The 14002-nt window shown below is 49.4% G+C and carries 15 protein-coding genes; 5 read left to right on the top strand and 10 right to left on the bottom strand.

The features are described 5' to 3' along the window. Positions 1 to 104 precede the first annotated feature (104 nt). The 3 genes from P4D80_RS18520 (at position 105) to P4D80_RS18510 (ending at position 2156) form a co-directional block, all read left to right on the top strand. Positions 105 to 851, top strand: coding sequence for a class I SAM-dependent methyltransferase (locus P4D80_RS18520; RefSeq protein ID WP_421655483.1), 747 nt, complete (start codon positions 105 to 107; stop codon positions 849 to 851). 244 nt (positions 852 to 1095) lie between these two features. Continuing rightward, on the top strand, positions 1096 to 1944 hold the full coding sequence (locus P4D80_RS18515) for a cobalt-precorrin-6A reductase (RefSeq protein WP_421655482.1): 849 nt from the start codon (positions 1096 to 1098) through the stop codon (positions 1942 to 1944). A 23-nt stretch (positions 1945 to 1967) separates the two neighbouring features. Next, a complete protein-coding gene (locus tag P4D80_RS18510) occupies positions 1968 to 2156 on the top strand; it encodes a hypothetical protein (RefSeq protein ID WP_421655481.1) in 189 nt (62 codons plus the stop codon). Here P4D80_RS18510 and P4D80_RS18505 read toward each other — a convergent pair. Continuing rightward, on the bottom strand, positions 2123 to 2392 hold the full coding sequence (locus tag P4D80_RS18505) for a YciI family protein (protein ID WP_421655480.1): 270 nt from the start codon (positions 2390 to 2392) through the stop codon (positions 2123 to 2125). The two genes, P4D80_RS18510 and P4D80_RS18505, sit on opposite strands and share 34 nt — an antisense overlap. A 120-nt stretch (positions 2393 to 2512) precedes the next feature. On the opposite strand from P4D80_RS18505, the gene P4D80_RS18500 reads away from it, so the two are divergent. After that, positions 2513 to 2917: a DinB family protein gene (locus P4D80_RS18500; protein WP_421655479.1), complete on the top strand. Its 405-nt coding sequence runs from the start codon at positions 2513 to 2515 to the stop codon at positions 2915 to 2917. After that, on the top strand, positions 2859 to 3029 hold the full coding sequence (locus P4D80_RS18495; protein ID WP_421659565.1) for a DinB family protein: 171 nt from the start codon (positions 2859 to 2861) through the stop codon (positions 3027 to 3029). The genes P4D80_RS18500 and P4D80_RS18495 overlap by 59 nt, the downstream gene beginning before the upstream one ends. 403 nt (positions 3030 to 3432) lie before the next feature. On the opposite strand, the gene P4D80_RS18490 is transcribed toward P4D80_RS18495, so the two are convergent. The 9 genes from P4D80_RS18490 to clpP all read right to left on the bottom strand — a co-directional run bounded on the left by P4D80_RS18490 (position 3433) and on the right by clpP (position 13949). Then, positions 3433 to 5079, bottom strand: a complete 1647-nt coding sequence (locus P4D80_RS18490) for an HD-GYP domain-containing protein (RefSeq protein WP_421655478.1) — start codon at positions 5077 to 5079, stop codon at positions 3433 to 3435. Between the two features lie 827 nt (positions 5080 to 5906). Beyond that, positions 5907 to 6965 carry a photosystem II D2 protein (photosystem q(a) protein) gene (psbD, locus tag P4D80_RS18485; protein ID WP_421655477.1) on the bottom strand — a complete coding sequence of 353 codons (1059 nt, stop codon included), beginning with the start codon at positions 6963 to 6965 and terminating at the stop codon, positions 5907 to 5909. A 279-nt stretch (positions 6966 to 7244) separates the two neighbouring features. Continuing rightward, positions 7245 to 7910, bottom strand: a complete 666-nt coding sequence (nblB, locus tag P4D80_RS18480) for a phycobilisome degradation protein NblB (RefSeq protein WP_421655476.1) — start codon at positions 7908 to 7910, stop codon at positions 7245 to 7247. A 140-nt stretch (positions 7911 to 8050) separates the two neighbouring features. Beyond that, the gene (locus P4D80_RS18475) at positions 8051 to 8524 is read right to left on the bottom strand and encodes a CBS domain-containing protein (protein WP_421655475.1); all 474 of its coding nucleotides are present in this window, start codon (positions 8522 to 8524) and stop codon (positions 8051 to 8053) included. 389 nt (positions 8525 to 8913) lie between these two features. Beyond that, positions 8914 to 10314, bottom strand: coding sequence for an S-layer homology domain-containing protein (locus P4D80_RS18470; RefSeq protein WP_421655474.1), 1401 nt, complete (start codon positions 10312 to 10314; stop codon positions 8914 to 8916). Between the two features lie 104 nt (positions 10315 to 10418). Beyond that, positions 10419 to 11291, bottom strand: coding sequence for a WecB/TagA/CpsF family glycosyltransferase (locus P4D80_RS18465; RefSeq protein WP_421655473.1), 873 nt, complete (start codon positions 11289 to 11291; stop codon positions 10419 to 10421). A 312-nt stretch (positions 11292 to 11603) separates the two neighbouring features. After that, complete coding sequence (locus P4D80_RS18460) at positions 11604 to 11858, bottom strand: hypothetical protein (RefSeq protein ID WP_421655472.1); 255 nt, start codon at positions 11856 to 11858, stop codon at positions 11604 to 11606. After that, positions 11855 to 13153 (bottom strand): ABC transporter substrate-binding protein, encoded by a 1299-nt coding sequence (locus tag P4D80_RS18455; RefSeq protein ID WP_421655471.1) that lies wholly within the window; start codon positions 13151 to 13153, stop codon positions 11855 to 11857. Before P4D80_RS18455 ends, P4D80_RS18460 begins: the two co-directional genes overlap by 4 nt. A 190-nt stretch (positions 13154 to 13343) precedes the next feature. Beyond that, the gene (clpP, locus tag P4D80_RS18450) at positions 13344 to 13949 is read right to left on the bottom strand and encodes an ATP-dependent Clp endopeptidase proteolytic subunit ClpP (protein WP_421655470.1); all 606 of its coding nucleotides are present in this window, start codon (positions 13947 to 13949) and stop codon (positions 13344 to 13346) included. Positions 13950 to 14002: the final 53 nt, after the last annotated feature.

Genomic DNA, 14002 nt, shown 5'->3' with positions numbered 1-14002 from the left:
CAGGACGTTACATGTAACGTTCTGAAAAGCGCAGGTTGGGGGGAGAGTTGTTAAGATTTGAAATCTTAGGTGATACGCTCTCCTCTCACGTTTAGTTGTCAGTGATGTCCAAAAAGCAGAACTCCGAATCCCAGCAAGCATTTTCGAGTGGTAGCTACTTTGGTGAATTGAAGCAGTCCCACAACTGGGACGAACAGATTGCTGCGGTAGCCGTCCGCTTTAACCGGGAATACCGGGGTGAATCGTTTGACCTGCCAGAGGAGGTGAAGGAAATGCCTGTAGCTCAGGAACGAGCAGCCGGAATCCTTCAAGCAAAACTGACATCTCCCTTCTGGCAACTGGCTCAACCGCAGAAAAACCAGCGCTGTCTGGACATTGGTTGTGGGGTCAGTTTTCTTATTTATGCCTGGCGAGACTGGGATGCTCTTTTCTATGGGCAGGAAGTCAGCACGGTTGCACGAGATATTTTGAACGCGCGTGGTCCCCAGCTCAACTCCAAGCTGTTTAAAGGAGTAAAACTGGCTCCAGCACATCAGTTGGAGTATGAATCAGGAATGTTTGATTTAGCGATCGCCACTGGCGTGAGTTGCTACTACCCAATCGACTATTGGACAGAGGTTTTGAGCGCCGTCAAAAAGATTTTGAAACCAGGAGGTTTCTTTGTTTTCGACGCCTTGAATGCCACGCAACCGCTGGCAGAAAACTGGGCCATTCTGGAAACTTACTCAGGGGCAGAAGTTTTTCTAGAATCCGCTGCTGATTGGGAGAAAGCGATTCAGGCTGAAGGAGGAAAGGTTGTAAAAACCCTTGCCGGAGAGTTGTTTCAGCTTTATAAAGTAAGGTTTAAATAGAGGTGACAGGCAATAGAGTTGTTATAGCTATAGTCACTAAGCTTAGGAACGGGGTGCAGGAGTTCCACCCCTGGCTGGGCAGCCCCCACCCCTCCCTTAAACCCAATGTCCTAAGCAACCTGGCGACAGCTATAGTTTTTGGTTGTTAATAGGAAGGTGAGAAAAAGGTTTAAACCCCCAGGCCCTTTCCCACCCCCTGTTGCCTGCCAACCTGTCGTCTTTTCGTTGAAGGAGTTTGCGCCGTGTGAGGTGCCAGGAAACAGGACAGATCTGGTTGATTGGGGGTACTCGTGAGAGTAGTGAGCTGGCACGGGCTCTGGTTCAGGCACAAATTCCCTGTATTGTGACGGTTACCACTGATGCGGCGCGATCGCTCTACCCCAGCACCGCTTACCTGCAAATCTGGATTGGTCGGTTAGATTCACGGTCATTGCCCGATTTCTTACAAAAACAGCAAATTGTTGCCGTTTTGGATGCGTCCCATCCCTTTGCTGTAGAGATTTCAGAATTGGCGATCGCTGCTACCAACGAATTCCAAATTCCCTATCTTCGATATGAAAGACCAGAAATCAATTCGGCAAAATTACGCCAGGGTAAACCGCTGCTGGGTGCGAGAGAGGTTTCTTTTGAGAACCTGGATGCTTTATTCGCCAGTAGCATTCTCACCAGACAACGAATTCTCCTGACGATTGGTCATCGCTCCCTCCATCGCTTCCAACCCTGGCAGGAGCAGGCAACCCTATTTGCTCGCCTATTGCCCTCAACCACTGCTCTGGAAGCAGCATTGGCAGCGGGGTTTACCAGCGATCGCCTGATAGCTTTCCGTCCACCTGTTTCGGCTGAGATGGAACGGGCTCTCTGGCAACAGTGGCAAATTTCAATGGTGGTGACAAAAGCTTCGGGAGCGTCCGGAGGAGAAGATGTGAAGCGGCAAATTGCAGCAGAGCTAGGAGTAACCCTGGTGCTAATTGACCGCCCTCCCATCTCTTATCCACAACAAACCAGTGACTCAAGAGCAGCGGTCAAATTCTGTCAGGATTGTTTACCCCGCACTAGCAGTTGCGCTCGCTCGTCAAAACCAAACTCCAAATAATCCAGCGAAAACGGGCGACATCTTTGGTAACCATTAAAGCTATGGGGATTGGACGTTGGGTATTGTCCTCTGACCCGATGCAGCGAGAGGCGTTGAGTTGGTTTGATGAAAAGAGCGATCACTACCTGACGCCAGAGGAGCAGGCAGCGCAAGAATGCCAACGGACGAGCAAGACCCTTCATACCGCCTGGATCCACTCTTTAACCTCGTAATCTGTCCAGATACCATTTTGCCAGTAGGGGTCCAATTCAATCAGTTGCCGAACAGTAGCTTCATCGGCAGCTTCGTAGATGCCAAAACATTTGGTCAGGTCTTTTGTCGGTCCAATCGTAATTAAAACCCCGTCTTCTTTCTGCTTGGCCAGACCATCTAAATGCGCCTGACGATAGGGAGTTCGCTTCTCCAGCACATTCTCGCAGTAGGTCCCCCACATGATGAACTTAGGCATAGGTTCCGTTGAAAGCAAAGTTGGGCGATCGCATGTTCGCCATCGCTTCTGAAAGTATAAGCTCTGTTGTAGCAGTTGTCAGGTACTATCCACTCATCCACCCATCCACTCCCTTCGCCCATGGCCCATTCCCTCATCTCTCATTTTCAAATGCTGGCGCAATACAACACGCTGGCAAACCGCAAGCTTTATGCAGTCTGTGCAGAGCTTGATGATTTAGAACGTAAACGCATCCGACCTGCATTTTTTAAGAGCATTCATGGCACGTTGAATCATGTCATGGTGGGCGATCGCATCTGGCTCAACCGCTTTGAGGGCAAAGAAGTTCCTTCGACCGGGCTGGATGCCATCCTTTACGAAGACTTTGACCAATTGTGGCAAGCCAGAGTTGTTCAAGACGAGCGCATTGAAGCATTTACAGCCTCTCTTACAGACGATTTCCTGAACCAATCCATTCGCTACCGCAATAACCAGGGGAAACATTCACACAGACCCCACCCCCTTACTGATTGCCCACTTCTTTAATCACCAGACCCATCACCGTGGGCAAATACACGACCTGCTCAGCCAGACTTCCGTTGTACCACCCAGCCTGGATATGCACCGCATCCTTCGCCCAGATCCTGCAAATGTGTGAATAGACAGACTGTACGGGTCAAATTTGCAGAATTTGTACCTCCCGACTCTTATAGCGATAGCCCTCAGGCTTAGGGCGGGGTGCAGGGGTTCCACCCCTGGCTGGGGAACCCCACACCCCCCTTAAAACCAATGTCCTAAGCAACCTGGCGACAGCTATAAAGTGACCGAAGGAGACAACCCATTGCCAACCGCTTACAAACCCAGTTAACCGCGATTACTGGAAAAACGTGCCCCTTCCTATCGGGAATGGATCGATTCAATCGTGATCAATCCTTAGGAATGAGAGTTAAATAACTCCGAAAACCTCACCCCGCCTTTGGCACTTCTCTCCGACTCGGAGAGGGGAAGGGGGGGAGAGGTCAGTTCGCTCAAAGAATGCGGTGTTATTAAATCCATGATCCTTAATCAGAATCGCGGTGCCCCAGTACTGAAAAAACCCGGCGATGCTCAAACAGATCGACCAGGTCGTGGTTCAACTTATTTTGAGCGGCTTCCTGACGCAGAATTCTGAGTGCTGTACTGACTGGCAACCCTTTTTTATAAGGACGATCGCCCGCCGTTAGAGCATCATAGATATCTGCGATCGCCATAACTTGAGACTGAATTGGAATATCCGGTTCCTTCAGTCCCAACGGATAGCCCGTACCATCCAGCTTCTCATGGTGCCCATAGGCGATCGCAGGTACATCCTTGAGTTGCTTAGTCCAGGGAATGCGCTTGAGAAACTCATAGGTATGGGTCACATGAGCCTGAATCGCTTCCCGTTCTTCCAGGGTCAAATTGCCCCGTCGAACGATCAATTGCGTCAGTTCTTCTTCGGTAATCAGCGGTTTTAGCTGTCCATCTATATCCTGATAGACGTAATGAGCAATTTCCCTTAACAGGGCCAGTGGCTCTTCTGCCAAAACGCGAGGTTCATTCGCTTCCAGCAAAACTTCCCAGTAACGATTGAGTTGGGCGATCGCTTTCTCTAGCTGGGCATCCAGCCTTGCGAGGTGATGACAATGGGGGCATTCTTCCCCCTTCTCGTGATTGGGGCGGTGGTCTGGGTGCTCAATCAGATGCCGATACTTTGCCTGGGCACACTCCATCTCCAGCGTCCGCTGCGCCAATGCAAACCGATTGCGCACCACCTCAAGCTGCATTGGGTAAAGTTTCTTTTGTTTGCCCAAAATGGCTTCGGGTACACCGACCTTCCCAAAATCATGCAACAGTGCCGCATAGCGAATTTCTTGAATCTGGCGATCGCTAAAATGAAGCAATCGCAAAGGTCCCGTAGTTACTGAATTGACTTCTTCACTCAAGCGCACCGTCAAATCAGCAACCCGCTCGGAATGACCCGAAGTACAGGGGTCGCGGGCTTCAATAATCTGAACTGAAGCTCTCACAAACCCTTCAAACAAATGCTCAATGCTTTCCTGCAAATGGTTGCGCTCAATAGAAATAGCTGCCTGGCTGGCCAGCGATCGCAAAACGCGCTCTTCCCAATCTGAGTAAGGTTGCGTCATATCCAGCACGTTTTCAGCCGTCAACACCACATCCGGTCGAATTTTGCGGTTAATCAGTTGCAAAACTCCAATCGTCTCCCGCTCCTGGTTCTGCATCGGTAGAACCAGCACCGAACGTGTCCGATAGTTAATACTGTGGTCAAAGCTGCGATCGAGTTGGTAAGGAACCCCCTCTGGTAAGTCATAGGCGTCCAGGATATTCAAACTCTCCCCTGTTAGCCCTACGTACCCCGCCAGACTTTTATAAGTCATCGGCATAGCAAACTCCCGGAAAGAGGCCGCTGGCAAGGAATCATTCTGCGCAACTTTAAACCAGAGAACAGGAACCTCACTGCTCCGATCAATCAAATACACACTTCCGGCATCGCTGAAGGTAATTTCCCGGCTTTTTGTCAAAATTAGAGTTAGTAATTCTCCCAAATCGTAAGTGCTAGAAAGCGCATTCCCAATTGCTAGAAGTTGCTCAATCAGCTCCGCGCGTTCGATGGATTCCCGGAAAACATCCTGGCTATCGGTTATAGCAACCTTAGAACGGTGCATAACAACCTTTTATAAATTCGCCCAACCGTTCAGAACTAACATCCAGCTAACTAGTAGCCGGATCGTAGACTTAGCACCACCCGGCAATCCCTGACTGTAGATACTCCTACAACAACCTACTACTGGTATCCATCAAGCCATCCACCAATAGAATAACTGAACCTTTCTTCATTGTAGAAACTTATACCAAATTTAATCGGATTTATAACAGTAGTCATTATGGTTAGGACGGGGTGCAGGGTTGGAACCCCTGGCTGGGGGCGAAGCCCCCACTCCCTCTCTAATTCCAGTGTCCTAACGCACCTGCGTAGAGCTATACCTCTGAAAATGCCCGTAAAGAACTATCCGCTCCTATAGAAACCCTCTGCAAAAACCAGAGCATTTCCCATAGGAGCGGTGTAGCGGGTCTTCAAACTGAAAACAGACTGCCGGAAGGAACTCCAAGCCAGCTCAGCGTTCCACTGAATGCAGCCAGTAGACTACAGCTGACTTTTAGAGAACAGCCCCGGCACACAGCCGACTAACTCCAGTTTGATGACCCATGCATTTACTACTATCTGTCATGGGCATCACCTCCTTTTTGCCTGAACGGACTTAATCTCAAGAGGTTAATGAGTTCAAGTTTTGATGAACCTTCAATCAAGATAACACATTCATCTGAAAATCAGGCAATGATTCACTCTAACTATTGGTGATTCACCAAAAGAACTTTGTCTGGTTATCTAAACCCGGAAAAACCTGCTTGACTGACCACTAGCTCCTCCTTAAACTCAAAAAGCCCCCATCCTTAAAGGTGAGGGCTTAGTACTTAGAAGTTATACATTGTTTTAGAGAGCGTTACCGCGAGGTAGAACCTCCTCAGGGAAGACAAAATGTTCATGGGGCTGATCCTGCGGGGCCATCCACGCCCGCATGCCCTCATTCAGCAGAATGTTCTTGGTGTAGAACGTTTCAAATTCCGGGTCCTCTGCCGCCCGCAACTCCTGCGAAACAAAGTCGTATGCCCGCAGGTTCAGGGCAATCCCAACAATCCCCACACTCGCCATCCACAACCCCGTCACCGGGACGAACAGCATGAAGAAGTGGAGCCACCGCTTGTTGGAAAAGGCAATCCCGAAGATCTGAGACCAGAATCGATTGGCCGTTACCATCGAGTAGGTCTCTTCTGACTGGGTCGGGGTGAAAGCCCGGAAGGTGTTGGCCTGGTCGCTGTCCTGGAACAACGTGTTCTCCACTGTCGCTCCATGAATCGCGCACAGCAACGCGCCTCCCAGAATCCCTGCCACGCCCATCATGTGGAACGGGTTCAAGGTGAAGTTGTGGAAGCCTTGCACGAACAGAATGAACCGGAAGATTCCAGCCACTCCAAAGCTGGGGGCAAAGAACCAGCTCGATTGCCCCAACGGGTACATCAAAAATACGCTGACAAACACCGCGATGGGCCCCGTGAAGGCGATCGCGTTGTAGGGGCGAACCCCCACTAGGCGAGCAATTTCAATCTGTCTGAGGCAAAAGCCAATCAACCCGAAGGCCCCATGCAGAGCAATGAAGGTCCACAGGCCGCCAATCTGACACCAGCGAGTGAAGTCGCCTTGGGCTTCCGGTCCCCACAGAAACAGCAGGGAGTGCCCAAAGCTATCCGCTGGGGTGGAGACGGCCACGGTGAGGAAGTTGCATCCCTCCAGGTAGGAAGAAGCCAGTCCATGGGTGTACCAGGAGGTAACAAAGGTGGTACCGGTCAGCCAGCCGCCCAGCGCTAGGTAGGCGCAGGGGAACAGCAGCAGACCAGACCAGCCGATGAAGACGAAGCGATCACGCTTCAGCCAGTCGTCGAGAACGTCAAACCATCCTCGAGCAGCAGGCGCGCGTCCGACTGCGATAGTCATTGGCAAAAACTCCAAATAGTTAATTATGAGGACTTAAAAATCGCAACCACACTCTTACTCGCCAGTCCTCACTTAAGGAAACTAATAAGCTAAGGACTGAAAAGTGAGTATAGTTTACGTTTCTTTACTGTGCTTCAATTATACGGATCTGTCCAGGAATTTGCCAGATAGATTCTTAACAGAAGTTAAAGTTATACAAAGTCTGTACACTCAATTTGCAGTGATTAAAGGGTTCGGGGTGAAAGGATAAGAGTCAAGGTGGAAACTCAAAACTCAAAATTACCTCTCAGAAATCAAGTACTGTTGGGCTTCCTGGGCAATCTGTTCAATCTCGTCTTGAGCTAATATCTCTAGTGCAGAGAGGGCTTCAGGTCCATTCAGGTGACCAAGAGCCTGAGCAGTTCGGTAACGGATTTGCCAGTCTGGATGCGTGGCGTAGGGTGTTAGCAGGGAAACCGCCCGGCTATCCCCCAGTTCTCCGAGAGACCCGATCGCAACTGTTTGCAACAATTCGTTGCTAGATTTCAGCGCATCTTCCAACATTTCAAGTGCCCGGCTATCTCCCAGTTCTCCCAGAGCTGCAACGATACTAAACTTTACTAACCATTCTGAACTGGTGTAGTAGAGCTGTTGCAAGTCCTCAAATGCTTCTGTTAATTTAAGTGCGGCAATGGAATCTGCGGCGGCAGCCTGGACATCGGGTTCAGAGTCTTTCAGTCTTCCCCGCAGCAACTTCATAGCTAGAGAAAGATCCTGCTGCCCCAAAACAGCTAGCTGGCTTACCGCTGCGTATCGGACACGGGGGTTACTGTCTCCCACTGCAGATTGAATTAAATCAAAGCCAATCTTTGGGTCAAGTTGGCGGATCTGGTTGACTGCCCGCAGGCGATCGCCAAAGTCCTGAGAACTCAACAACGCTCCAACCGATTCAGGAGTCACACTCATGCTGTTTAATCTCTTTTCCTTAAAGGGTTTTCAACAAAATACTTGAGCAGGAACATGGATGAGAAAACAAGAGAAACCAGAGAACTTTTTCCATTTCTTGCTGCATGCCCTTTCGACCTCGATATTAAAGTCCTAAAAAATTAAATTCCTTCACTTTGCTCAGATGCCATCGTTCGAACGATATCCCCACGAGTGAGAATTCCGACAACCCGACCAGCCTCGTCCAGAACAGGCAAACGATGGACTCCATTTTCATGCATTAAACGGGCAGCCTCCTGCAACGATTTATCAGGAGCAATGGTGATTGGGTTGTGAGTCATGACTTCTCCAACCGTCTGCCCCAGTGCTTTGTGTAATTCCCGTTCGTAACGGGCCGGGTTTTCTAAGTAAATAACACTATCTAGCAACATAATGTAAGGTGGAGGAGTCACTCCTGATTCCCGCCACATCAAGTCAGTTTCAGAAATAACCCCCACTAACTTTCCATCCCGGTCAATTACCGGTAATCCACTAATGCGCCGTTCCGCCAGAATGCGGATTACATCAGTCAAGGGAGTATCTGGATAAGCCGTAATCGGATCTCGGCTCATGACGTCGCTAACTGTCTTAGGCATGCTCAGTAGCGGTTCCTCATGTAACTTCCTTGTTCATTGTAGGGAATTGCGGGGATTACCCTGAATTAGATTTACAGGATGTTACAGAATGTAAACTCTATTCTCAGGTGGCAGGCAACAGGCAACAGGCATGCTGCCTGGTTCTTAGCTCCTGGGCGTGATGCAGGTTACGGACAGCCACGATAGACAATCTTTCCTCCTATTGCCCATCGCCTAACTACAGCGTTCACAAATAATTTATGAACAAGGGGGATGGGGGCTTTGCTCCCATGCAGGGGTGAGGCCCCCATCCCCACTTAAATTTCAAAAAGGAGCGCTATAACAACCAACACTCTCTTACCCGTGGGTTTTAAGCTTCATCCTTCAAATCTGGGTTGTCCTGACAGTAATTACTGCTTTGCAGCATCCTGGGCAGATTGACCTTCCCCCTGAAATCCAAAATACCAGAGGGTTGCGGCTGCCTCTGCTCGAGTCATTGCTTTTTTAGGCTGAAATAACATTGTGTAGCCAAAGACCCGCCGGATGTTGGAGAGGTCTCCGTTTTGGTGATCGGCCAGTACGGCTCTTAAGGCTTTGGGGTCAATTTTGGCGGCATCCTGAAATCCCCAGGTTTGCTTAACGGTGTCAATATTCGCGTGAGGTAGTGCCTGCCGGATGTCCATCGGTACTTTCCAAAGCAGCAAACTTTCGCGAGTAAGCGGGGCATTGGGGCGAAAGTTTACAGCTGTCGGATCCCCTGACAGGGAACTGGGAATAATACCCGCCTCGGCTAAACCTTGAATGGCTGGAAAATCAGGATCACTCTTGGGCACATCGCGAAAGGCCGGTTGGGAGGTTGCCAGGCCCAGTCGGATTTGTTGGGTTGGGCGATCGCTATGGAGACGATTGTTCGCTGCAACCAACCAGCGTGCGTATTCCCGCCGGGTAATCGTTTTGTTGGGTTCAAATAAAGGACCACCTTTTGCCTGATTTTGCTTCAAGCGATGAGTAAGCGCAGGTGTTAAGATACCCAATCTGGCAACATCCTCCACGTATTGCCGCAGTTCGGCTGGGGTTTTGTTCAGGTCTGTAAATGAAACTTCACCGACACCCGTTTGTACCTGAGTACTCTCAGAATCACCCGCAGCCCCTAAACCAGTCGTGTTTGAAAAGGGAGCCAGTTTAGACAAACCGCTGTTAGATTTAGCCGGTTCACCAGTGATCAGCTCTGACTGGCTGGGATTGCGGCTGTATCGAATCACCAGTTCAGTGGCAGGTGGTGTGGTGCCGTTTCCTTGAGCAGGGCGTTCATTTGCACTGGAAGCCCCTGACTGCACATTGATGCTGACTTTCAGATCCGTTCGGCGGGCGGTGATGGTGCCATCAGTCGTACCTGCTTCTGGCTGATTCAGAATCTGCCAGCCATCAGCTTGAAAAGCTTTACGGTAGAAAGACAGAACGCGATCGCCCCCATCCGACGTTATCCACCGAGTTACCACTTCAGAGGTGCTGGGTGGAGGATTGGGGGAAGCACTTTCCCCAGAAACAACAGCAATCAGTTGTGCTCCTGGATAACGAACGGCAGCAGGGAAATCCTCAGGAAGTTGAGCCGTTGATTCCACCGGGGAAGGGGAAGTTGCAACAGTCGCTGCTGTCGAACTAGAAGCTGCGCTCTCCGTCAGCTTGGGGTCGGCCGCAAAGGCTTTAGTTAATGTCTCCCTCAGAGAACTATTGGCACAACTACTTAGAGGTAGCAACAAGCAGGAAGCCACAACGAGGGAAGTCAGCGATCGATGATGACGCAACACCATGAATTAAAAGTAGGGTTAGACAATGGTCCAACCCCTACACTAGCGCAGATCTTTTCCAGGCTGCTAATGGCTCCTATCAATTGTCAGCAGAAGGCAAACACGTCTTAAACCTGTGTTGGCAACCGGCTACTTCCGAGCTGTGGTACTTCTGGTAAGTCTGGTAGCGGCTCCGGCAAAACAGCAAAAGGGGATGTGTAAAGTCCTCGCTTCTGCTTAAGCAACAGCCATAGGAAGGGGAGGTCTTCAACCAGGTAACGCTTCCAAAGGCGCTGTGGATCCTGGCTGATTCTAAACAACCACTCAATTCCCAGATTGCTCATCCATTTAGGTGCTCGCCGAATAATTCCAGCTTCAAAGTCGATGGTGGCACCTACAGCCAGAAAAATCTTGATATTCGTGAGTCTATCCCTATACTTAAAAATCCATTTTTCCTGCTTTGGAGCGCCAACTCCTACAGCTAGAACAGTTGCCCCCGACTGATTGATTCGGTCAACAATTTCTAAACACTCTCGTTCGTTCTTTTCAAAACCAAAGGATGGGGAGTAAGAATCCACCACAATCTCACGACCAGTTCGGCGATTAATTTTAGTTCGGGCGGTATCAGCGACTCCAGGAGCCGCTCCCAGGAGAAAGATAGAGATATCTTGATTGTGTTTATGAAATTCGCAGAAGGCTGGAAAAAAATCCGAGCCTGAGATTTTCTCTCGGAGGGGGGTTCCTAAGAACCGAGCAGCATACATCAACACCTGACTATCACACACTCTATAATCAGCCAGTTGATAAAGTCTGAAGAACTCGGCGTCCCGCTGTAGCTTCATCAGGTGGTCTACATTGGGAGTCAAAACAACACCACTTTTGAGCTGCTCCAATAACTCCCTCATAGTCAGGTTATCAAGCAGTACGTTGAGGATGCGAACCCTGATATTAATAATTGACTTCTTCTTAAGAAGAGCAAAACTCGAAAATCTTTCAGCCATTAGTCCTCAGAAATGCGCAGCGAACATTATCCCGAAATACGAATCCTGATAAATCCTTATGCACCTGATTTTTGACGGAAACTTGAAAGCTATGAAGATGAAACCATAAAGTCCAAAAAACCTTTCTAAAAAGACTATTGCAAAGACATTTACACAAAGACATTTACAAAGATATCGAAAGCAAAGTGTTGAAAGAGAAGCGTTAACGGAGTCTTGCCAAGATATGACTAATATAGAACCAGCAGCACTTTCAAGAGGGTAGTCTGCTTATCACTTCATTGAAAAATTACTCAAATGTAGAGAAGAATGAAATCAAGACTTATTTAGACCGGAGGCTGCGAAAAAATCAGAAGCGACCTGGAAGGCTTCCAGGTCGCTTCTAAAGCTGGCATAAATTTTGGTTTTATAGCGGTAGTCATTATGGTTAGGACGGGGTGCAGGGGTTCTACTCCTGGCTGGGGGCGAAGCCCCTACTCCCTCTCTAATTCCAATGTCCTGACGCACCCGCGTAGAGCTATACCAGGCAATATGAGAGGTTGACCAAGCAATCTGAGATTCGGATTTCACACCTGCTGGTTCCATTCCTGGGCAGCGTCATTCACCGCCTGATCCACCGTTTTCTGCCCAAGCATGGCTGCTTGTAAATTGTCGTAAACGACTTTTTGCAGCCGCTTAACATCTTTCATCGCTGGAATCAAAACCTCAGCGTCTTTCATTTGCTGTGCACTCACAACTCTGGCCCTGTCAACTGGAGTCGCGTTAGCAGGTTGAGTTGTAAAGTAAGGATCTTGCAGAGCTTTAACCGTAGAAGGCAAAACGTTAGCTGCTTTGGCAAAGGCAAGCTGATTGTTGTCATTCGTTACAAATAGTGCAAATTTGAGGGCAGCATCGGGCACATCCGTATCTCTGGGAATCACCAGGTTCATGACTGCTACATTTTTCTTGCCCGTTTCACCAGTGATTTGAGGAGCCGTTGCGGAAGCTTGAGCAATGGTAGGGGCATTTTTAGCAATTGTATTTAGAAACTCGGCTCCAGACGCCAGAATAGCCGTGTCTCCTCGCTGGTAAAGATCGATCGCGTGTCGATGCCCCTCAGTCAGCGCTTCTTTTGGCATCAATCCGTTCTTGTACAGATCTACCCAATACTGGAAGGCGGCCTTTCCCTGGGGAGTGTTAAATGCGGCTTTTCCTTCTGCATCGGTTAACTGCACTCCCATTTGCACAAAAGATTCCAGCAACTCTGCAGAGTCTTCAGGCACAACAGTCGTAAAGAAGGCATACTTCCCGGTTTTCTCCTTCAACTGTCTGGCAGTTTGAGCCAATTCTGCGTAGGTTGCTGGCGGATTGTTGATTCCTGCTTGTTTGAACAGGTTAGTGTTGTAAATGGCTACCCGTGTAGTCAGATACCAGGGAATACCAAAGCTTTTACCATTGAGAGTGCTGGCTTTCCAGATGTTTGGTAAATACTGTTGCCGCTGTTCAGGGGTTGTTTTGGAGTCCAGTTCTAACCAGGCATTCCGTTCCGCTAATTGGGAAGCGAAGTTGGGGTTGAGGTTGACTACATCGGGAGCCGTTTTAGCCGAAACTGCTGTCAGAATTTTGCGTTCCATGTCTGCCCAGGGCACATCAACCCAGCGGACTTTGATTGAAGGGTTTTCTTTCTCAAACGTGGCAATGAGTTGATTGAAATAGTCCGTGAACTGAGGCTGAAGTTGCATTGTCCAGAATTCAACCTCTGAATTCCCCGATGCTACTTGCTGCCCCGTATTGGAAGAGGGGGCACTACAGCTAACAACCCAGGTTAGGGTAAAGCTAAACAGCAACAGAAGCCCCAGGCGTTTCCAATTTCGTATCCAGCTCATTTCCCGTTTCTTTCCTGCTCAAAGACCAACTTCTATCCTAAGTCGATAGGTTGACGATTGTGGCGGTTAAAGGAGAGGAGAGAAGTCAGGAGCCAGGAGCCAGGACTCAGAAGGGGGAAGGAGTGGCAGGGTGGATGTGCAATATTCAATACTCATCTACCCATCTACCCATCTACTCCCACTCCCCCACCTACTTCACAACGGCTGGACGGGTAGCAGAGGGGCGGCGATCGATGACCTGATCAACAAGGCCATAGGCTTTTGCCTCCTCGGCTGACATGAAGAAGTCACGCTCGGTGTCTTCCTGAATGCGATCAAGGGGCTGTCCGGTATGGTCTGCCAAAAGCTCGTTCAATCGCTGTTTGTGGTAAAGAATTTCCTTCGCCTGAATTTCAATATCCGTTGCCTGTCCTTGAGCCCCTCCCAGGGGTTGGTGGATCATAATCCGGGAATGGGGGAGGCTAATACGCTTGCCTTTTGTTCCCGCACTGAGCAGAAAAGCCCCCATACTGGCAGCCAGCCCCAAACAGATAGTGGAGACATTGGGGCGGACATGCTTCATGGTGTCATAGATGCCCATGCCTGCCGTAACAGAACCACCAGGAGAGTTGATGTAGAGGTAGATGTCTTTCTCGGGATCTTCAGCATCTAGAAAGAGCAGTTGGGCCACAACAAGGTTGGCTACATCTGCATCGATCGCCTGTCCCAAAAAGACAATTCGCTCCCGCAAAAGACGGGAATAAATGTCAAAGGCACGTTCGCCCCGACCAGACTGTTCAATAACGGTAGGAATCATGAGCCTGTCTCAGAACTATTTATCTCATTCTACCGACTTGGTAAGGATGAAGG

Source organism: Leptothermofonsia sp. ETS-13 (genome assembly GCF_049200465.1).
Classification (GTDB): domain Bacteria; phylum Cyanobacteriota; class Cyanobacteriia; order Leptolyngbyales; family Leptolyngbyaceae; genus Leptothermofonsia.
Note: the sequence above shows the minus strand (reverse complement) of the source record. Positions and strands in the feature narration are given on the sequence as shown.